The organism is Georhizobium sp. MAB10 (assembly GCF_045012825.1).
In the GTDB taxonomy this organism is placed as follows: Bacteria; Pseudomonadota; Alphaproteobacteria; order Rhizobiales; family Rhizobiaceae; genus Georhizobium; species Georhizobium profundi.
Genome location: NZ_CP118314.1, coordinates 3330460 through 3349920, shown reverse-complemented (window position 1 = coordinate 3349920; position 19461 = coordinate 3330460). Strand labels below are relative to the sequence as shown.

18 protein-coding genes are annotated in these 19461 nt (G+C 63.3%); 5 read left to right on the top strand and 13 right to left on the bottom strand.

Translation table 11 applies throughout. From position 1 onward, the window contains the following. Positions 1 to 4: 4 nt before the first annotated feature. Positions 5 to 1006, bottom strand: a complete 1002-nt coding sequence (locus PU133_RS16025; RefSeq protein WP_404862491.1) for an L-threonylcarbamoyladenylate synthase — start codon at positions 1004 to 1006, stop codon at positions 5 to 7. 246 nt (positions 1007 to 1252) lie between these two features. Between PU133_RS16025 and PU133_RS16020 the strand changes: the two genes are divergently transcribed. Both PU133_RS16020 and PU133_RS16015 read left to right on the top strand, forming a co-directional pair. Then, entirely contained in the window at positions 1253 to 3028 is a 1776-nt protein-coding gene (locus tag PU133_RS16020) for an acyl-CoA dehydrogenase (protein ID WP_404862490.1), read from the top strand. A gap of 11 nt (positions 3029 to 3039) precedes the next feature. Beyond that, the gene (locus PU133_RS16015; protein ID WP_404862489.1) at positions 3040 to 3801 is read left to right on the top strand and encodes a crotonase/enoyl-CoA hydratase family protein; all 762 of its coding nucleotides are present in this window, start codon (positions 3040 to 3042) and stop codon (positions 3799 to 3801) included. 18 nt (positions 3802 to 3819) lie between these two features. On the opposite strand, the gene PU133_RS16010 is transcribed toward PU133_RS16015, so the two are convergent. Both PU133_RS16010 and PU133_RS16005 read right to left on the bottom strand, forming a co-directional pair. Continuing rightward, the gene (locus tag PU133_RS16010; RefSeq protein WP_404862488.1) at positions 3820 to 5076 is read right to left on the bottom strand and encodes a class I SAM-dependent RNA methyltransferase; all 1257 of its coding nucleotides are present in this window, start codon (positions 5074 to 5076) and stop codon (positions 3820 to 3822) included. After that, on the bottom strand, positions 5073 to 5864 hold the full coding sequence (locus PU133_RS16005; RefSeq protein WP_404862487.1) for a TlyA family RNA methyltransferase: 792 nt from the start codon (positions 5862 to 5864) through the stop codon (positions 5073 to 5075). Before PU133_RS16005 ends, PU133_RS16010 begins: the two co-directional genes overlap by 4 nt. 279 nt (positions 5865 to 6143) lie before the next feature. Here PU133_RS16005 and PU133_RS16000 point away from each other — a divergent pair, with 279 nt between their 5' ends. Further along, on the top strand, positions 6144 to 7100 hold the full coding sequence (locus tag PU133_RS16000) for a sensor histidine kinase (RefSeq protein WP_404862486.1): 957 nt from the start codon (positions 6144 to 6146) through the stop codon (positions 7098 to 7100). A 22-nt stretch (positions 7101 to 7122) separates the two neighbouring features. Here the strand turns inward: PU133_RS16000 and dxs are convergent, their stop codons facing one another. Continuing rightward, positions 7123 to 9057, bottom strand: a complete 1935-nt coding sequence (dxs, locus tag PU133_RS15995; RefSeq protein WP_126011148.1) for a 1-deoxy-D-xylulose-5-phosphate synthase — start codon at positions 9055 to 9057, stop codon at positions 7123 to 7125. 399 nt (positions 9058 to 9456) lie between these two features. Between dxs and PU133_RS15990 the strand changes: the two genes are divergently transcribed. After that, complete coding sequence (locus PU133_RS15990; RefSeq protein ID WP_404862485.1) at positions 9457 to 10974, top strand: putative bifunctional diguanylate cyclase/phosphodiesterase; 1518 nt, start codon at positions 9457 to 9459, stop codon at positions 10972 to 10974. 20 nt (positions 10975 to 10994) lie between these two features. Here the strand turns inward: PU133_RS15990 and PU133_RS15985 are convergent, their stop codons facing one another. From PU133_RS15985 to PU133_RS15950, 8 genes are all read right to left on the bottom strand, one after another. Beyond that, entirely contained in the window at positions 10995 to 11258 is a 264-nt protein-coding gene (locus PU133_RS15985) for an exodeoxyribonuclease VII small subunit (protein ID WP_126011146.1), read from the bottom strand. Continuing rightward, positions 11255 to 12184: a histone deacetylase family protein gene (locus PU133_RS15980; protein WP_126011145.1), complete on the bottom strand. Its 930-nt coding sequence runs from the start codon at positions 12182 to 12184 to the stop codon at positions 11255 to 11257. Before PU133_RS15980 ends, PU133_RS15985 begins: the two co-directional genes overlap by 4 nt. A gap of 22 nt (positions 12185 to 12206) precedes the next feature. Next, the gene (gene ribB, locus PU133_RS15975; protein WP_404862484.1) at positions 12207 to 13304 is read right to left on the bottom strand and encodes a 3,4-dihydroxy-2-butanone-4-phosphate synthase; all 1098 of its coding nucleotides are present in this window, start codon (positions 13302 to 13304) and stop codon (positions 12207 to 12209) included. Positions 13305 to 13353: 49 nt separating this feature from the next. After that, the gene (gene aroC / locus PU133_RS15970) at positions 13354 to 14466 is read right to left on the bottom strand and encodes a chorismate synthase (protein ID WP_126011143.1); all 1113 of its coding nucleotides are present in this window, start codon (positions 14464 to 14466) and stop codon (positions 13354 to 13356) included. Positions 14467 to 14576: 110 nt separating this feature from the next. Next, positions 14577 to 15176 (bottom strand): histidine phosphatase family protein, encoded by a 600-nt coding sequence (locus PU133_RS15965; RefSeq protein ID WP_126011142.1) that lies wholly within the window; start codon positions 15174 to 15176, stop codon positions 14577 to 14579. Between the two features lie 25 nt (positions 15177 to 15201). After that, positions 15202 to 16020, bottom strand: a complete 819-nt coding sequence (gene fabI, locus PU133_RS15960) for an enoyl-ACP reductase FabI (protein ID WP_404862483.1) — start codon at positions 16018 to 16020, stop codon at positions 15202 to 15204. A gap of 97 nt (positions 16021 to 16117) precedes the next feature. Next, positions 16118 to 17185, bottom strand: coding sequence for a DnaJ C-terminal domain-containing protein (locus tag PU133_RS15955; RefSeq protein WP_404862482.1), 1068 nt, complete (start codon positions 17183 to 17185; stop codon positions 16118 to 16120). A gap of 70 nt (positions 17186 to 17255) precedes the next feature. Continuing rightward, on the bottom strand, positions 17256 to 17582 hold the full coding sequence (locus tag PU133_RS15950) for an RT0821/Lpp0805 family surface protein (protein ID WP_404862481.1): 327 nt from the start codon (positions 17580 to 17582) through the stop codon (positions 17256 to 17258). Positions 17583 to 17745: 163 nt separating this feature from the next. Here PU133_RS15950 and pdxH point away from each other — a divergent pair, with 163 nt between their 5' ends. Further along, on the top strand, positions 17746 to 18366 hold the full coding sequence (gene pdxH, locus PU133_RS15945) for a pyridoxamine 5'-phosphate oxidase (RefSeq protein ID WP_404862480.1): 621 nt from the start codon (positions 17746 to 17748) through the stop codon (positions 18364 to 18366). Here pdxH and PU133_RS15940 read toward each other — a convergent pair. Further along, entirely contained in the window at positions 18349 to 19458 is a 1110-nt protein-coding gene (locus tag PU133_RS15940) for a polysaccharide deacetylase family protein (protein WP_404862479.1), read from the bottom strand. The genes pdxH and PU133_RS15940 overlap by 18 nt on opposite strands. Positions 19459 to 19461: the final 3 nt, after the last annotated feature.

The following is a 19461-nucleotide window of genomic DNA, read 5'->3' as shown; positions in this document are numbered from 1 at the left end:
CAAATCAACCGAATTGGGTACCGGCGTCAGGCTCGACACCACGCGGTGCGGCGGCGCGCTGCAGCCGATCATTGATGGCTTCCCCAAGACCGGTGGTCGGGATCGGCGCGAAGACGATCGCCGATCCGCCGAGCCGGTCCGCACGCTGCATAGCGTCGAATAGCTTCGCCGCCGCTTCCGTAAGGCGCCCGGACGCGCTAAGTTCGATGACAGCGCGGGCCTGTTCCTTGCCGACGATGGGCTGGTCGGCAAAATCGATCAGCACTTCCGAAGGCGCGACCGAAGTCACGTTCAATCGCACCGGTGCGTCCGGAGCGTAATGCGAGGCCATCATGCCCGGGGCCTCCAGCGCGCCCGGGGTCTCATGGCGAAGCAAGCAATGTCCGGTGACCGCCTCGATCTCGTCACGCGACAGACCGCCGGGGCGCAACAGGATCGCGCGGCCGCTTTCGACCTTCACGATTGTCGACTCCAGCCCGACGGCGCAGGGGCCCGCATCGAGCACGAGTGACACTGCCTCACCGAGATCGTGGGCGACATGCTCGGCGCGTGTCGGGCTGATGCGGCCCGAGCGGTTGGCGCTTGGCGCTGCGATCGGCCTGCCGAATCTCCGGATGATGTCGCCGGCGATCCCACGCGGGACCCGCACCGCCAATGTGTCGAGCCCTGCGGTGACCAGCGAGGCCACCGGCGATTGTTTAAGACGCGGCAGGACAAGGGTCAGCGGTCCCGGCCAGAAGGCATCGGCGAGTTTCTCCGCAAGCGGCTCGAAGCGCACATGCATCTCGGCCATGCCGCGGTCGCTCATATGGCAGATCAGCGGATTGAACCGCGGCCGACCCTTGGCGGCGTAGATGTGAGCAACCGCCTCGCCATTGGTGGCATCGGCGGCAAGCCCGTAGACGGTTTCTGTCGGCAGGCCGAGCAGATCGCCGCGCGCAAGCACCGAGCAGGCCGCGTCGATGGCGCGTTCCGGTGCATCTGCAATGGAGAGAATGTCGGCCAATTGAAGCTCCGCGCGTCCGCCGGTCCGCATGAAGGCTCGGGAAACCACCGTTTCCGAAGCTGAGATCGTTCATTCGATGGCCATACAGCATCATTGCGCAAAGACAACATCCCTTGCCGTATCTCTTACCTTTACGTAAAAAGCAGAAAGTGCGTCCCGTTTATCTGAAACTAGATTACGAGCAGGGTCGCAATCGATCGATGTTCCCGGCTATGACAGGGGCCGGCTATGACAAGGGAGAGTGTCATGTACCGCGCACCCGTTTCCGAAATCGCATTTTCGCTGAAGCATGTGGCAGGTCTGAAAGAGGCGCTGGACGGCGAACGTCTCGGCGATCTCTCTGAAGATCTCGTCGATGCGATCCTGGAAGAGGCGGGCCGCTTCGCGACCGACCAACTCGCACCGACCGCCGAAATCGGCGACAAGCACGGCACGCCCTTGAAGGACGGCGTCGTCACCATGCCGCCCGGCTGGAAAGACGTTTATCACCGCTGGATCGAGGGCGGCTGGAACGCACTCTCCGGTCCCGAAGCCTATGGCGGCCAGCAGCTGCCGACCATGCTGTCCGTCGCGGCATCCGAAATGTGGGCTGCTGCAAACATGGCCTTCGGGCTCGGCCCGCTTCTGACGGTCGGCGCGGTCGAGGCGCTGGACAAGCATGGGTCGCAGGAGCTCAAGGACCGCTATCTCGCCAAGCTCGTCTCCGGCGAGTGGATGGGCACGATGAATTTGACCGAGCCGCAGGCCGGCTCCGACCTCAATGCGCTCAAAGCACGCGCGGAACGCCGCGACGATGGCAGCTACCGCATCTACGGCCAGAAGATCTACATCACCTTCGGCGAGCACGATCTCACCGACAACATCATCCATCTGGTGCTGGCGCGCCTTCCCGATGCGCCAGCCGGTACGCGCGGCATTTCGCTCTTCCTGGTGCCGAAGTTCCTGCTGGATGAAAACGGCGCTCCCTGCGTGCGCAATGATGTGTTCTGCAACGGCATCGAGCACAAGCTTGGCATCCACGGCTCGCCCACCTGCACGATGATCTATGGCGACGGCAAGCATGGCGACGAAGCCGGTGCGATCGGCTGGCTGATCGGCGAGGAAAATCGAGGCCTTGCCTGCATGTTCACGATGATGAACAACGCTCGCCTCAATGTGGGCGTGCAGGGCGTAGCCGTGGCGGACGCCGCCTATCAGAAGGCACTGGCCTACGCGATGGACCGCCGCCAGGGCAAGGCGCCCGGGGACACGGGCGAAGGCATGAGCCCGATCATCGAGCACCCGGATGTTCAGCGCGACCTTCTGACCATGAAGGCGCTGACGCAGGCCGCCCGCGCCATCTGTCACGCCTGCGCCCATGCGATCGACCATGCGCATGCTGCGGACGGCGACGACGCGCGCCACTGGCAGGAACGCGCCAATTTGTTGACGCCCGTGGCCAAGGCCTTTTCGACCGATGTCGGCTGCCAGGTCGCTTCGATCGGCGTGCAGGTGCACGGCGGCATGGGATTCGTGGAAGAAACCGGTGCTGCCCGTTACATGCGCGATGCGCGTATTGCGCCGATCTACGAAGGCACCAACGGTATCCAGGCGATCGACCTCGTCATGCGCAAGCTGCCGCTTTCGGGTGGCCAGCAGGTCGCCGGCTACATCGCGGAACTGCGCGACATTGCGAACGCCGTGACGGCGTCCAACCGCGAGGGTTTCGGCACCACCGGCGAACGGCTGTCCCGCGCGATCGACGATCTTGAAGCCGCAACGACCTGGCTTGGCCAAGCCGTTCAGGCCGGCCGCCAGCAGGAGGCCTTGGCAAGCGCACAACCCTATCTGCGGCTCTTCGGGCTTGCCGCCGGCGGTGTCTATCTCGCCAAGGGTGCTCTGGCATCGGACGAGGATGCGCGCGTCGCGCTCTGCCGATTTGCTGCAGAAAATCTGTTGAACGAAACGGCAGCCTTGAAGATCAGCGTCATCGAAGGCGCCGGAAGCCTGATCGCGGCGCGCGGCGCCCTGACGGCGGCATGAGGACAGACAGTATGAGCGACGACACGATCCTGATCGAGCGGCCGGAGAATGCGCCCGGCGTGCAGATCATCCGCATGAACCGCCCGGAGAAGAAGAACGCGCTGACCCGCACCATGTATGCGGCCATGACCGATGCGCTGCGGCAAGGCGATGCCGATCCGGATGTGCGGGCGCATCTCTTTCTCGGCGCGCCCGGCGCCTTCTCGGCTGGCAACGACATGCAGGACTTCCTTGCCTTCGCTATGGGAGGATCGCTTGGCGCTGAAGTCATCGATTTCCTGAAGACGCTTGCGACCACCCGCAAGCCGCTGCTTGCCGGCGTCGATGGGCTGGCGATCGGTGTCGGCACGACGCTGACCTTCCACTGCGACATGACGATCGCCTCCGATCGGTCACTATTCCGCACGCCCTTCACCGATCTCGCCATCGTTCCGGAAGCAGCAAGCACGCTGCTTCTGCCCAACATCGCAGGCCATCAGCGCGCTTTCGCCATGCTCGCCGCCGGACTTCCGTTCTCGGCGGAGGAGGCGCGCGAGGCGGGTTTCGTATGGCGCGTCGTACCGCCGGACGCTCTGGAAGCCGAGGCATTGTCGCTGGCCCGCGACATCGCCGCAAAGCCTCCCCAGGCACTCGCCATCGCGCGTGATCTGATCCGTGGGTCCGAGCAGCAGGTGCTGGAGCGAATCGATGCCGAGGCCGAGCATTTCAAGGCTCAGTTGAAGTCCGCCGAAGCGCGCGCCGCTTTCGAGGCGTTCATGAGCCGAAAGAAGTAGCGCCCCAGCCCGGCCGGTTCAGCCCTTGCGCTCCAGCAGGGCGACGGCTTCCACATGGGGCGACCAGAGAAACTGGTCGATCGGCTGCACGGAGAGCAGCTTGTAACCGCCATCGATGAGGAATCGGAGATCCCGCGCCAGCGTCGTGGGATTGCAGGACACCGCTGCGATCCGACGGATCGACGAACGCGCGAGTTCGCGCGACTGAGCTTCGGCACCGGCACGCGGCGGATCGAAGACGAGGCCGTCGAAGGGCTTCAGGTCCATACCCATCAGCGGGCTGCGGAAGAGATCCTGCTTCTGGTGCGTCACGGGACGAAGCCCCTGCGTCGCACGCGCAGCCGCATCCAGTGCCGCCAAAGCGAGCTTGTCGTTCTCCACCGCGTGGACGGGCGCGGATTCTGCCAATCTGAGCGCAAACGTGCCGCTGCCGGCGAAGAGATCGGCGATCCGCTTCGAAGGCTTCAGATGCGCCGAAACGATCTGCGCCATGTGGCCTTCCGCGATCGCGCTTGCCTGCACGAACCCGCCGGGCACCGGTGTGACGGATGCCTTGCCGAATTGGATGATCGGCCGACGCGGCTCCACGAGAACCTCGCCGTCGACGGTGACCCGGGCGATTTCGCTCAGGCCCAATATCGTCTCGATGGCCAGTAGCCGGCGTCGATCCTGAAGCTTCATGGGACCGGTAATGGCGATGTCGAGCCCGGAGACGGTGGCGAGCACGCTCACCCGAAAGGCAGCGGTACCGGTTGCAACCGCCGTCGCGACACGCCGGATCGTATCCAGTCTCTGCGATATGGCGGGCACGGCAATGGGGCAGACGCGGATCGGCACGATCTGGTGGGAGCGGGCGGCCGCGAAGCCGAGGATGACTGATCGGTCAGTGCGCAGGCCCGTCAGAACAAGGCGCCTGCGCTCGCCCGGCTGCGCCGCAATCAACGGCTCGAGAGGAATGTCGATCTTCTGCTCGGCAAGCGCCTGGCGGACCAGATCGGCCTTCCAGTCGCGATAGGCGGCCATGTCGTAATGCTGCAGGGAGCACCCACCGCAGGCTCCGCCTTCACCATCCGGCCCGAAATGCGGGCAGGGCGGCTCCACCCGCAGAGGCGAGGCGCTCTTCACCGCCATCAATGTCGCCTTGGCTTTCTCGCGCGCGATCGAGACGGTCTCGCCCGGCAGGGTGAACGGCACGAAGACGGAGCCGGTTTCGGTGTACGCCACGCCATCGCCTTGAGCACCGAGTTCGCGAATATCGACGGTTTCGGCGCTCATGTCTTTTCTCCAGTCAGCAGATATTCCTGATTGCCGTCGCCGCCTGCGATCGGCGACGGCACGAAGCCGATAGCACGCCAACCCGCTTGCGTACCGAGCCACCGCTCCAGATCCCGCGCGATCTCGATCCCCTGCGCCGGATCCCTCAACAGCCCACCTTTTCCGATCGCATCGCGGCCGGCCTCGAACTGCGGTTTGACGAGAAGCACGCAAAATGAACCGGGCGAGGCGAGCGCCAGCGCCGGCGGCAGGGCGAGCTTGAGCGAGATGAAGCTCACATCGCTTACGATACAGTCGATCTTTGGATGCCCGATCTGCTCGGCCGTGAGGTTGCGCGCATTCAGGCCTTCAAAAGACGTGATGGCGGGGTGCGCTTCAAGCAAAGGGTGCAACTGGCCGCGTCCCACATCGACGGCAACGACATGGGCAGCACCGCGTTCGAGAAGCACCTGCGTGAAGCCGCCCGTCGACGCACCGATGTCGAGGGCGGTGCGACCGGTGGGATCGAGGTTGAAGGCATCGAGCCCGGCGACGAGCTTGAGTGCCGCGCGCGAGACATAGGTGCTCGCATCGTCTGCAATCGATAGCGCATCTGCGGCAGCGGTCGGGTAACCGGGCTTGCGCACGACCGCGCCATTCACCGCGACCGTGCCGCGCAAAATCGCATCGCGGGCGCGCGAGCGCGTATCATACAGCCCGCGATCGACCAGTACGCGATCCAGCCGTTCGGTGGCGAAGGCCTCGCCTGGCGTAGCACTGTCGGCATTCTGGAGGTTGTGTCGTGTCATGCGGTGGCTATGCGCGTTGGTCGTGCGCAAGACAAGCACTGTCGCTGAAATGAGAACAGGCCGTCAGCTCAGTATGTTCTTTTTTAGTGATCGAAAATATGTCTACGTCTTGTGACAGTGCCATTGCTTTTCGCGCGAATTCTGGTTTGGTGCGGCCAAAGAAGGTCGCGCCTCCGCGCGTAGTTCGGCGTGGGATTCGTGCAGCAGGCTTCTATCAGTTCCGTCCAACGCATGCTCGATCGCACCCAGACTCTTCGTGCGAGCCCGGCAAAGCGTTGGTTGTTCGCCATCGTCGCATTCGCCCTCGCATTGGCCGCACGGCTTTGGCTCGACGCGCGGCTTCCCCCGGGTTTTCCGTATCTGACGTTTTTTCCTGCGGTGATTCTCACGACGTTCTTCGTGGGGCTTGCACCCGGCATTGCTGTCGGCATCGCATCGTTTTTTGCGGCCTGGTACTTCTTCATCGCTCCTGCAGGGTCCTTCGAGCTCAACGGACCGGCGATCGTCGCACTCGCCTTCTTCGTGGCCATCGTCACCGTTGATGTGCTCTTGATCCACTGGATGCATGTGGCGCTCGATCGATTGAAGCGCGAGCAAATGGTGTCGCACCGCCATGCGGAAGAGCGCGATGTTCTATTCAAGGAAATGCAGCACCGCGTTTCCAACAACCTTGCGGTTGTCAGTGCGCTGCTGAATGCGCAGAAGCGTGGGTTGCCCGAAGGTGAAGCTGCAACCGCGCTTGCCCAGGCCGCGACGCGGGTCAATCTCGTCGCTCGCATGCAGCGCGATCTCTATGATCCCGCCCATCAGACCCTCGATTTTGCAGCCTATCTCAAGGCGCTGGGCCCGGACATCCTCGAAGCGATGGATGCACGCCATGTCACCTATCATGCCGACGTGGCTGCGATCGACGTTTCATCAGACATGGCGGTTCCGCTCGGCCTCATCGCGACGGAGCTGATCTCGAACTCCATCGAGCACGCATTCGCAGACAAGCGCCAAGGCCGCATCGACGTTGAATTGTCGGAAGTCGATGCCGCGTCGGGCTCGTACCTGCTGCGGGTCAGCGACGACGGCCCCGGCTGGCCGGAGGCGTTCAAGCCGGACAAGTCGCGCAATCTCGGCATGCGCATCGTGGTATCGCTGGCTCAGCAGATCGGCGGCCAGTTCAGCTATCACAATGATGGCGGCGCCGTTTCCAGCCTCGCCTTTCGCATCGATGGCCGCAAAGCCTGATCAGACTGATTGGTGAGGTCGTTCAGGCCTTTGCCGGAAGCTCGACGCCGTGCTGTTCGAGCGCCCGGAAGACCGTGTCCACGATGCCCTTGCGGTCGAGGCCTGCCTTGGCGACCATGATTTCGGGCTTCGCCTGGTCCATGAAGATATCGGGCATCACGAGCGAGCGCACCTTGAGCCCATTGTCGAGCAGGCCTTCGTTCGAAAGATAGTGCAGCACATGCGAGCCGAAGCCGCCGACTGCTCCCTCCTCGATCGTGATCAGCACCTCGTGCGTGGCTGCGAGCTCCGCGATCATCGCCTCGTCCAGCGGCTTGCAGAAACGGGCATCGGCAACCGTTGTCGACAAGCCTGCCGCATCGAGGTCTTCCGCCGCAAGCAGCGCATCGGCAAGCCGTGTGCCGAATGAGAGAAGCGCGACCTTCGTGCCCTGCTTGACGATGCGACCCTTGCCGATCGGCAGAATCTCGCCGCGCTCCGGCATCTCGATGCCCACACCTTCGCCGCGTGGATAGCGGAACGCGATCGGGCCATCGTCATAGGCGGCAGCAGTGCGCACCATGTGCTTGAGCTCGGCTTCATCCGCTGGCGCCATGACGACGAAGCCCGGCAGGGTGGCCAGATAGGTGGTGTCGAACGAACCCGCATGTGTTGCGCCATCGGCACCGACAAAGCCGGCGCGATCGATGGCGAAGCGGACGGGCAGGTTCTGGATCGCCACGTCGTGCACGACCTGGTCGTAGCCGCGCTGCAGGAAGGTCGAGTAAATCGCCACGAACGGCTTCAGCCCCTCGGTCGCCATACCGGCGGCGAAGGTGACGGCATGCTGCTCCGCAATCCCGACATCGAAGGTGCGTGCCGCAAATTCCTTGGCGAATTTGCCGAGCCCGGTGCCATCCGGCATGGCGGCGGTCACCGCGACGATCCGATCGTCCTGTCGCGCTTCGCCGATCAGAGCATCGGCAAAAACGTTCGTGTAGCTCGGTGCATTCGGTTTGGCTTTTGCCTGGGTGCCGGTGATCACATCGAATTTGGAAACGCCGTGATATTTGTCGGCAGCCGCTTCGGCCGGCGGGTAGCCCTTGCCCTTCTGGGTGACGACGTGAATGAGCACCGGCCCGCGCCCGTTGTCGCGCACATTGCGCAGGACAGGCAGCAGGTGGTCGAAGGAATGCCCGTCGATCGGCCCGATGTGATAAAAGCCCATCTCCTCGAACAGCGTCCCACCGGTCACGTAGCCGCGGGCGTGCTCGACGGCGCGCGTGATGGCGCGGTCGACAGATCGGCCGAGATAGGCCGTCAGCTTCTTGCCGAATTCGCGGATGCCCATATAGGTCCGACCCGACGCCAGACGCGCCAAATAGGCGCTCATGGCGCCGGTCGGCGGTGCGATCGACATGTCGTTGTCGTTGAGGATGACGATGAGCCGCGCATCGAGTGCGCCGGCATTGTTCAGCGCCTCATAGGCCATGCCGGCTGACAGCGCGCCGTCGCCGATGACAGCGATGACGTGCCGCTTCTTGCCCGTCAGGTCGCTGGCGACCGCCATGCCGAGGCCGGCGGAAATGGACGTCGAGGAGTGTGCGGCCCCAAAGGGGTCGTAGACGCTTTCGTCCCGCTTGGTGAATCCGGACAGTCCGTCTTCCTGGCGCAGCGTGCGGATGCGGTCACGCCGGCCTGTGATGATCTTGTGCGGATAGCACTGGTGGCCGACATCGAAGATCAGCCGGTCTTCCGGCGTGTCGAACACCTTGTGGATGGCAAGGGTCAGCTCCACCACGCCCAAGCCGGCACCGAGATGTCCCCCCGTGACCGAAACGGCATCGACCATTTCGGCGCGCAGCTCCTTGGCAAGCTGCGGCATCTGCCGATCGTCGATCGCCTTGAGGTCCGCTGGCCACGTCACGCGGTCAAGCAGCGGAGTTTCCGGTTTCGCGGTGTGGGGAAGTTGCGTCACGCTGGCCTCGTTCCGCACGGCTTCTTTTGGGCCGTGTCCGGTGTTGTCGTTTCGGTCCGTCTCGCCGCGACCGATCGGGTAAAGGTTGTTCCTATCCAATGTCGCCGCTGTGGCAAAGGGATGAATTCCGCCTGCGCCCTATCGATGTGTCCTTTGGACGCCCGGGGGATGTATCACCAGATATGGCGAGGCAAGGCGAAACTTGCACCCCGGCCGGCATGAAATGTGCGGGAAGCCACGTCGAAAGAGGTCGAACGGACGGGCAAGCAGCCGATCTGACAGACGCTCGCCGCCAGGCTCCATCGGTTGGCCTTTGCGAAAATACTGAATTTCAACCGCGCCTTAACATCTGGGCGATAGGCAGGAACAGGCTGAGTTAAACGGGGCCTGACCGACGCAATGGGACTGATAGCAACGATCCAACGCCAGAGCCGTCGATCCTATCTGGTGTCGCAATGTTCGCTTGTGGGGGCGCTGACGGCCACATCCGCCATCGCCCTGTCAGCGGATGCCACAGGTTCCATCGTCGCGACATCCGCAGCTGCGATGGCGGCAGTCGGGTTTTCCATGTTCACGCTCCATCATGCCAGGCGCGGTGTCTACCGAAAGCTTGAGCACGCCCACATCGCCGATGGCGAGCGGCAGCGCATGATGGAAAGCGACGTCATGACCGGTGCTTTGGCGCGCCGACATTTCATGGAATGTCTCGATCAGGCCGTTCGCAGGACCGATGTGCCCGTCACGCTGATGCTGATCGACATCGATCATTTCAAGCAACTGAACGACACGCTGGGACACCCGGCGGGCGATGCCGCACTCGTTCACCTCAGCAATTGCCTTCGCTATCAATTCAAGACGGGGCAGGTGGGGCGGCTCGGCGGCGACGAATTCGCGGTGCTTTTCACCGGCACGTCCGAGACCGAAATCGCGCGCCAGACCGCAGCGCTGCTGCGGCTGGTCGCCAAGCCCTTCCGCCACGCAGGCCATGACATCGCGCTCAGCGTCTCGATCGGCACTGCCACGTCGATCGATCGCGCTCACGACGCAAGCGGGCTGTTCCAGAATGCGGATCTGGCGCTTTACGCGAGCAAATCGGCTGGGCGTGGACGGGCAACGACGTTTGAGGAATCCATGCTGCAGGATCGGCGCCGGATCCGTTATCTCCAGCGTGAACTTCGGGCTGCGATTTATCTCGATCATCTGGAACTGCATTACCAGCCTGTGGTCGATGCGCAGACGCAGGTCAAAGGCTTTGAGGCGCTGGTGCGCTGGCGTCATCCGGTACGAGGCCTGATTCCGCCGGTCGAATTCATCCCGGTCGCGGAATCATCGACCCTTATCGATCTTCTGGGAGAGTGGGTCTTTACCCGTGCCTGCCAAGATTTCGTTCGCCTCGGCCATCTGAACGTCAGCATCAACGTGTCGGGCGAGCAACTGAAGCGCGACAATCTCGTCACGATGGCGGAACAGGTGCTGCAGCAGACGGGGTGTTCGCCCGATCGCATCGTTTTCGAGATCACCGAAACTGCGGCGACAGAGGCAAGCCCGGACGTCCTGCGCCGGCTGAACAAGTTGCGCGAAATGGGCATCCGCTTGGCGCTGGACGATTTCGGCACCGGCCATTGTGGCTTCAACTATCTAAAGACGCTGCCGATCGACGTCATCAAGATCGATCGCAGCTATATCAGCAATCTTGGGAAGGACAGGCTCGCGCAGGTGCTGGTCTCGGCACTGACGGAAGTGGGCCGCATCCAAGGCGTCTCGGTCGTGGCCGAAGGTGTCGAGACGGACGAGGACTTCCAGCTGGCCAAGGCTGCTGGCTGTGATCGCTTCCAGGGCTACGCGATCGCTCGCCCGCAGCCACTTGAACAGATTGATCTTTCAAGAATTGGCGGAATGCTGGCCGAAGCCTCCTGAAGCGCTGCTTTAGGCGAAGGTCAGGCGTCGTCCAGCGGCTCGACGCCCGTCGGCTTGCCGTTGCGGTCGAGCCTGATCTTTTCGACACGATCCTCTGCCGCTTTCAGAAGCGTTTCACAATGCTTCTTGAGCGCTTCGCCGCGCTCATAGATGGCGATCGAGCGGTCAAGCGGCACATCGCCCCGTTCCAGATCCGATACGATGCGCTCCAGTTCGGCCAGAGCCTGCTCGAAGCTCAATCCCGCGATCTCGGCGATGGCATCCGGTTGCGCGTTCATGGTCATCCTCTCATCAGTCTCTGGACATGGGTTGCGGCCGACTCGGCCAGCCCCACCAGATCATAGCCACCCTCGAGCAGGCTGACGATGCGGTGGCCGGTGTGGCGTTCGGCAATCTCCATGAGTTTTGCAGTGGCCCAGTCGAAATCGTCGGCGACCAGATTGATCTGCGCCAGCGGATCGCGGTGATGCGCGTCGAATCCGGCCGAGATGATGATCAGATCGGGCATTGCATCCTCGATCGCCGGCAGGATGCGCGACTTGAACGCCTCGCGGAAATGATCGCCACCCGTGTTGGGCGACAGTGGCGCGTTGACGATGTTGCCCTTTGTGCCCGTCTCCCCGACTGCGCCGGTGCCGGGATAAAGCGGCATCTGGTGCGTCGAGAGATAGAGCACCGACGGGTCGCTCCAGAAGATGTCCTGAGTGCCGTTGCCGTGGTGGACGTCCCAGTCGATGATCGCGACGCGGTCGCAGCCATATTTGCGCTGGGCGTGACGGGCGGCGATAGCGGCATTGTTGAACAGGCAGAAGCCCATTGCCTTGTCCGCTTCGGCGTGGTGGCCGGGCGGGCGAGACGCGACGAAGACGTTGTCGGCCTTGTTGGTGAAAACGTCGTCGACAGCGGCCATAGCGGCGCCGACTGCCGTCAGCGCGGCCTCCAGGCTGCGCGGGCTGGCATGCGTGTCGGCGTCGATCTGCGTCATGCCTTCTTCGGGGATGCTGCCGCGAACGCGGTTCAGATAGGTCTCGGGATGAGCAAGCAACACCGCTTCTTCCGGCGCCAGCGGAGCTTCGACCCGGACGAGCGCATCGAAGTTCTCATGCTCCAGAGCAGCGGCCACGGCCCGCAGGCGATCCGGGCGCTCGGGATGCCCGGCGGGCACCAGATGCTCCAGAAAGATCGGGCTCGTATAAAGCTTGGTCGTCATGACGCGCTTCCCCGGAGTGTGATCAAGAGCAGATTTCGGTTTCGGTGATGGCGATGCCAAAGCCTTCCAGCCCGACATAATGCCGTTCGCGCGAGGCGAGCAGGCGGATCGACGTGATGCCGAGGTCCTTCAGGATCTGAGCGCCAAGGCCGATTTCCAGCCATTCGTTCTCGCGGGCTTTAGCCTCGTCATGTTCTTCGGTGCCGAGCGCTGCGCGTCCCGAATTCTGGTGGCCGACGCCGACGGAGCCCTCACGAAGATAGACGATCACGCCGCGCCCGTGGGCCGCGATACGCTGCATATAGGCATCGATCGGGCGAGGCGTGCCGAACACATCCTGCACCGATCCGACCTGGAGCCGCACTGGCACGTCCTCGCCGTCACGAATGTCGCCGAATACGATGGCAAGATGATGCATCGGGTCCCAGGGGAGGGAATAGGAATGCGCGACAGCGCGCCCGTGCGGCGTCTCGATCGGGAAGGTGGCGTTCTGCTTGACCAGCGTTTCCTTGCGCTGCCGATAGGCGATCAGGTCGGCGACGGAAACCTGCTTGAGGCCGTTGGCGTCGGCAAAGGCTGCAACCTGCGGTCCGCGCATCACCGTGCCGTCGTCATTGACGAGTTCGCAGATGACGCCGACGGGCGGCAGATTGGCGAGCTTGCAGAGGTCGACCGCCGCTTCCGTGTGGCCGGAGCGCATCAGAACGCCGCCCTCGCGTGCAACGAGCGGGAAAATGTGGCCCGGCCGCACGAAATCGACCGCACCGGCATTGGGATTGGCAAGGTTGCGTGCCGTCAGCGTCCGGTCGTCAGCCGAGATCCCCGTCGTCGTGCCGTGCTTGTAGTCCACCGAGACGGTGAAGGCCGTCGTGTGCGGCGCATCGTTTTCGGCAACCATCGGGCCGAGATTGAAGCGCTTGGCGTCTTCGCGTGTCATCGGCGTGCAGACGATGCCGGACGTGTGGCGCACGATGAAAGCCATTTTCTCGGGCGTGCAATGAACGGCAGCGACGATCAGGTCGCCTTCGTTTTCGCGCCCGTCATCGTCGGTGACGACGACGATTTCACCGGCTTCGAAGGCCCGCAGAGCTTCGACAACGCGTTTCTGGTCGTATGGCATGACGTGTTCCTAGCAAGCGTATGGACGCAACTCGTGTGGCGGAGGGGCTTCAGTCGTCGTCGGCAAGTCTCGACCGGCCGGTCTGCCCTCGGTCCCTGAGATAGTGATCGGCGATCGTGCAGGCGAGCATGGCCTCTCCGATCGGAACGGCGCGGATGCCGACGCACGGGTCATGGCGACCCTTGGTGCGGATATCGACTTCATTGCCGTCGGCATCGATGCTGCGGCGCTCGTTCAAAATCGACGACGTCGGCTTCACGGCGAAGCGCGCAACGATCGGCTGGCCTGTGGAAATGCCTCCCAGAATGCCGCCGGCATGATTGGAGAGGAAGATCGGCTTGCCATCGGGGCCGATGCGCATTTCGTCGGCATTGTCTTCGCCGCGGATCGTCGCTGCCAGAAAACCGTTGCCGATTTCCACGCCCTTGACGGCGTTGATCGACATCAGCCCGGCGCAAATGTCCTGGTCGAGCTTGGCGTAGATCGGTGCCCCAAGACCTGCAGGCACGCCTTCCGCCACCACTTCGATGATGGCACCCACCGAAGAACCGGCCTTGCGCACCTCGTCGAGATAGTCTTCCCACACCGGCACGATCTCCGGATCGGGCGCGAAGAACGGGTTGGTGTCGACGCTATCCCAGTCCCAGTTGCGCCGGTTGATCGGGCGATCGCCGATCTGCACGAGCGCGCCGCGGAATTTCACACCGGGAAGCACCTTGCGGGCGATGCCGCCGGCCGCCACGCGCGCCGCGGTTTCGCGCGCCGACGAGCGCCCGCCGCCGCGATAGTCGCGCACGCCGTATTTGACGTCATAGGTGTAATCGGCATGGCCGGGCCGATACTGCCGCGAAATCTCGGAGTAGTCCTTGGACCGCTGGTCGGTGTTCTCGATGACGAGCGCGATCGGCGTGCCGGTGGTCACATAGGTGAACCCGTCTTCCTGCGGCATCACCCCGGAGAGAACCTTCACCACGTCGTCTTCACGACGCTGCGTTACGAAACGCGATTGTCCCGGCTTACGCTTGTCGAGCCAGCGTTGAAGCTCGGCCAGTGTGAAGGCGATGCCGGGCGGGCAGCCATCGACCACGCACCCAAGCGCCACGCCATGGCTTTCGCCGAAGGTCGTCACGCGGAAAAGATGGCCGAAAGTATTGTGCGACATGGGGTGCCTGGGTGCATCTCAAGTGAAAGCGGAGCCTGATCTAACGCAAGCCTTGCCCATGCGCAAACGTCGGACGCATGGCAAACGGGGGCAGGGCGGGTGCCGCAGCGTCAACCACCGGCCACGGGTAGCCAGGACGCGGAACCGTCCTTGATGAGCACGATGCGATCCTGGTGCACCGGCATGACCACGGCATCCTCGGCAGGCAACTGGCCAACCAGCTTGAACAGCGAGCGAATGACCCCGCCATGGCAGACACAGATCGTCGGCCGGTCCACGGTCTCAAGCCAGGATGCTACGCGCCAGGAGAGGATTTCATAGCTCTCGGCGTCACTTCCGGGCGGAATGAAATGCCATTTGTCGGCATCGCGCTGTGCGACGGCGTCGGCCTGATCGAGCGAGAGTTCCTCGAGCGTGCGCGTTTCCCAGTCGCCGAAACAGACCTCGATGATGCGATCGTCCGTTCGGTAGTCCGCGACCGGCAGGCCGAGTTCGGCGCGGATCAGCTCCATCGTCTCGCGGGTCCGCCCAAGCGGGCTTGCCACGAAATCGAACTCGGTGATCGTGCTTCCCAGTTCCTGGGCAAGCAGGCGGCCGTTCGCGCGGGCCTGACCGCGCCCGATATCGTTTAGCGGAATGTCGCGCGCGCCCTGGAAGCGATCTTCGGCATTCCAGTCCGTCTGGCCGTGGCGGATGGCATAAATCAGCACGTCACGGCCTCTTGGAAGGGGATGCTCAGTCCTTGACGACGGATATGTCCGGCGCATCGACCGCCTTCATGCCGACGGTGTGATAGCCCATGTCGACATGGTGGATCTCGCCCGTGACGGCCGTCGAAAGGTCCGAAAGGAGGTAAAGCGCCGAGCGCCCGACTTCTTCGATCGTGACCGTCCGCTTCAGTGGCGCATTGTACTCGTTCCACTTGAGAATGTAGCGGAAATCGCCAATGCCGGAAGCTGCGAGCGTCTTGATCGGGCCAGCCGAAATCGCGTTGACGCGGATGCCGCGATTGCCGAGATCGACGGCCAGATAGCGCACGCTCGCCTCGAGCGCGGCCTTGGCGACACCCATGACGTTGTAGTGCGGCATGACCTTCTCGGCGCCGTAATAGGTGAGTGTCACCACCGAGCCGCCGTCGTTCATGATCTTCTCGGCACGCTTGGTCACTGCAGTCAGCGAATAGACCGAGATATCCATCGTGCGCGCAAAGTTCGAACGCGACGTTTCCAGGTAGCGGCCGGTCAACTCATCCTTGTCGGAAAAAGCGATCGCGTGAACGACGAAATCGATCTTGCCCCACTGGCGCTCGACTTCGGCGAAGACGGCGTCGATCGTCTCTTCATCGGCAACATCGCAATGGCCGGCGACAATCGCGCCAAGCTCTGCCGCCAGGGGCTCGACCCGCTTGCGCAGCGCGTCGCCCTGGTAGGTGAGTGCGATTTCCGCACCGTTTTCTGCCAAGGTCTTCGCAATGCCCCAGGCAATCGAGCGGTTGTTGGCGAGGCCCATGATGATGCCGCGCTTGCCGCGCATCAGCCCCGTTGCCTGATCCATGTCTCTCTCCTCGGCTTCCAAGTGCGAGAGCCTATTGCACAGGCCTTCCGATGGTTCAAGGGAGAGCTGAACGCTATCCCGGGGCGGTTTTCATCCTTCAGACGAACCAGGCGCCCCGTTGCATGCGCAGAAGATCGGTGAGCTTTTCGTCCGTTTCGGACGGCAGCATCAGCCGCAATTCGCACACGAGATCGCCGCGCGCACCGCCGCTGGTCGGCAGCCCACGCCCGGCGACGCGAATGCTGGCGGCCGAATCCGACCAAGGATCGATCTTGATCGTCGCCGGTCCATCGAGGCTTTCGACCGTCAGCGTTGCTCCGAAGACGGCCTGATCGAGGGTGACCGGCACTGGAAGAACGAGGTCACGGCCCTCGCTGCGGAATCGCCCATCCTTGTCGTAGGCGATTGCGACGCAGAGGTCGCCGCGCCCGCCGGCGTCGGATCCATCGCCCTGGCCGGAAATGCGGACGATGTCACCTTGAAGCGCGCCGCGCGGCACCTTGACCACTACCGTCGAGCCATCGCCACGCCGCACTTCGTGCTCGCCACCATTCATGATCGTCGCGAGCGGTACCTCGATCCGCGTGTGGGTGTCGCTGGCGCCCGTTTCGTCGCGTGGCGTCATCAGGCCGAAAAGCGGCTTCAAGGCGCGATCGAAGAGCGACCAGCTGCGCTGCGGTTTGACGGGATTGGTCTTTTCAGCGCGCTGTTCGATAGGCGCACCATCCACCGGCACGTCGTCGATCCCGGGCGCATCGTTGATGGTCGCGCGCCCTGCTGCCCGTGCAGCGTCTGCGGCGGGCTTGGCCTGCTGAAAGGCCTCGCCGAAAATGCGTTCCGCAACATCCTCCGGCCGCTCCTGCGGCTCCGGACGGCGGCGGTTGATATCGGATGCGGCAAAGGGGTCGGCTGTTCGCTTCCCAGCCGCGCTGGCTGGCCGCTTGCGTCCGCGCGCATCGATGAGCCCCTCATCGAATTCGCGACGCCGATCGGGGTTGCCGAGGATCTGGTAGGCCGCGTTGATTTCCGAGAAGCGCTCTTGAGCGCCGAAATCACCGGGATTCTGGTCCGGATGAAACGCCATGGCAAGCCGCCGGAAGGCGCTCTTGATCTCGTCTTTGCCGGCATCGGGCTGAACGCCGAGTATAAAATACGGATTACGCATGACCGATTCTTCCATGGACCGAGATGCAGTCTAGGAAGAGATTGCTAATTGAGGGTTTATGCCGATTTTTTCATGTTCCAGGCGAGAGATTGATGATCTGCCAGCGTTCGCCGTCATTGCTGCAGCCGAGACCCTGGAACTGCCGGCGTCCGAACACATCGCGACGTGTCGTGGAGAACCGGCGGCAGGTGGCATCGTCTCGCTGTTCTTCAGCGACATAGCCGATGACGCCTGTCGTTCCCGTAGAAGGATTGGCCCAGGCGAAAGGTCCGTCCGGCGTGCGGGCAAGGTCGATATCGGCGACAGCCGCAATGAGGGCCGCGTCGTCGCTGCCGGGGATTGGACCGGCGGGCCTGTTGATGGAGCCGGTCACGGTGCGATCGACGCCGAGCGCCATGTCCACGTCCGTCCCGATACATCCACTGAGTGCGAGGGTCGGGATGCCGACACACATGGCTCTGCATGCAAGGGTGAAACGGTCGCGCAATGTCATGGACTTGTGCAGGATGGGCACCATATGGTCGACGCAATTGAAAACGGAAGGCGCATCTGAACCCACAATGAGCGATACATCCTTAATTCAAGGTAACTTCACCGAGGCGACAGATCCCATCGCTCTGTTCGCAGGCTGGCTGGAAGAAGCCGTGGCGAGCGAAGTCAACGATCCGACCGCGACAGCATTGGCGACGGTCGACACGGACGGCCTTCCGGACGTGCGAATGGTGCTGCTCAAGGGCTTCGATGATCGCGGCTTCGTCTTCTACACCAATTTCGAAAGCGCCAAGGGTTCCCAGATCCAGGCGACCATGAAGGCCGCCATGTGCTTCCACTGGAAGTCGTTGCGCCGGCAGGTTCGCGTTCGCGGACCGGTCGAAATCGTGACGGAGGCGGAGGCGGACGCCTATTACACATCGCGTCCGCGAGGCAGCCAGATCGGCGCCTGGGCTTCCGCGCAGTCGCGACCGCTGGACGACCGGGCAACCCTGGAAAAGGCGGTTGCCGACCTGACCGAGCGCTATGGCGACGACACGATCCCGCGCCCACCCCACTGGTCGGGCTTCCGCATCAAGCCGGTCGCGATCGAGTTCTGGAAGGACGGCGCGTTTCGCCTGCACGACCGCATCAAGTTCACGCGCCAGGACGAGGGCGCGGCCTGGGATCGCCTACGCCTCTATCCCTGAGCGGCGTTTCATAATGCGGAAAGGCAATCCGGAAGCGAGCGCACGGACATAGCGCGCTCGCTGAAAGTGGCCGTTGAGCGAAATGCGCGGCAGGCTGAACGGTGAGAGAGTCAGTCCGGCGGGGTCGATCACGCCGGGCTGGGTCGTCACCGCGAGCTTGAAGCCTGCCTCTCCGGATGCTGCGAATTCCCGTGGTCCCGCTGCGCAGACGCTGCCATAGGGGTAAGCAAACGTCGCCGGGCGCTTGCCGGTGATCTCGCCGATATAATCGGCAGAGCCGTTCAGCTCTGCGTGAAGGCGCTCCGGCGTGACATGGGCCAGGCTCGGATGGGTGAGACTGTGGGCGCCCAGCGAAACCAGCGGTTCCGAGGCGACGAGGACTGCCAGTTCGGCACTGTCCATGATCTCGCCGTCGATGAAATCGAGCGGCTCTAACGCCGCCTGCCGGGCCTCGACGTTCAACGCCTCGATGCGCTCATCCTGATGGCAGGACCGGATCGCTGCGGCGAGGCGCGCGAATGCCAGAGACTTCAATGCAATCGTGGTGGTGGGCAGCGTCTCTAACCCGCGACCGAAATCATAGGTCAGCGCATTGCGGTCTCGAAGCAGCGTCGCCGCCGTTTCCCACCACGCAGTGTGCGTCCGCTCCACGAATCCACGTGTGACGAAGATCGTGTGGGGCACGTTGTGCCGTTTGAAGACAGGGAGCGCATGATCTCGATTGTTGCGATACCCGTCGTCGAGCGTGAAGGCGAAATAACTGTCGCTCGCATTGCCGTCCCGCACGTGATCGGGAAGATCTTCCAGCCGCACCGGCTTGAAGCCGTCCGCGATCAGGGAAGACAAGGCGACGTCGAGAAATTCAGGCGTCACTTCCAGATGCGCGTTTGGCGCAAACGGTGCGCGTACAGCCGGGCGCACATGATGAAGCGTGAAAATCAGCGCACGGGGGCGCCTGGCGCGGCCGATGCCTGCGCGGGAGGCGAGGTGAAACGTCTCCAGCGCTGCGGCGACCGCAGCTTTTCCCAGGCTATGTCTGGCGAGTGTCGTCCCCACGCCGCCCTCGATCCCCCAACGCCGATCGTGCTGCATTCA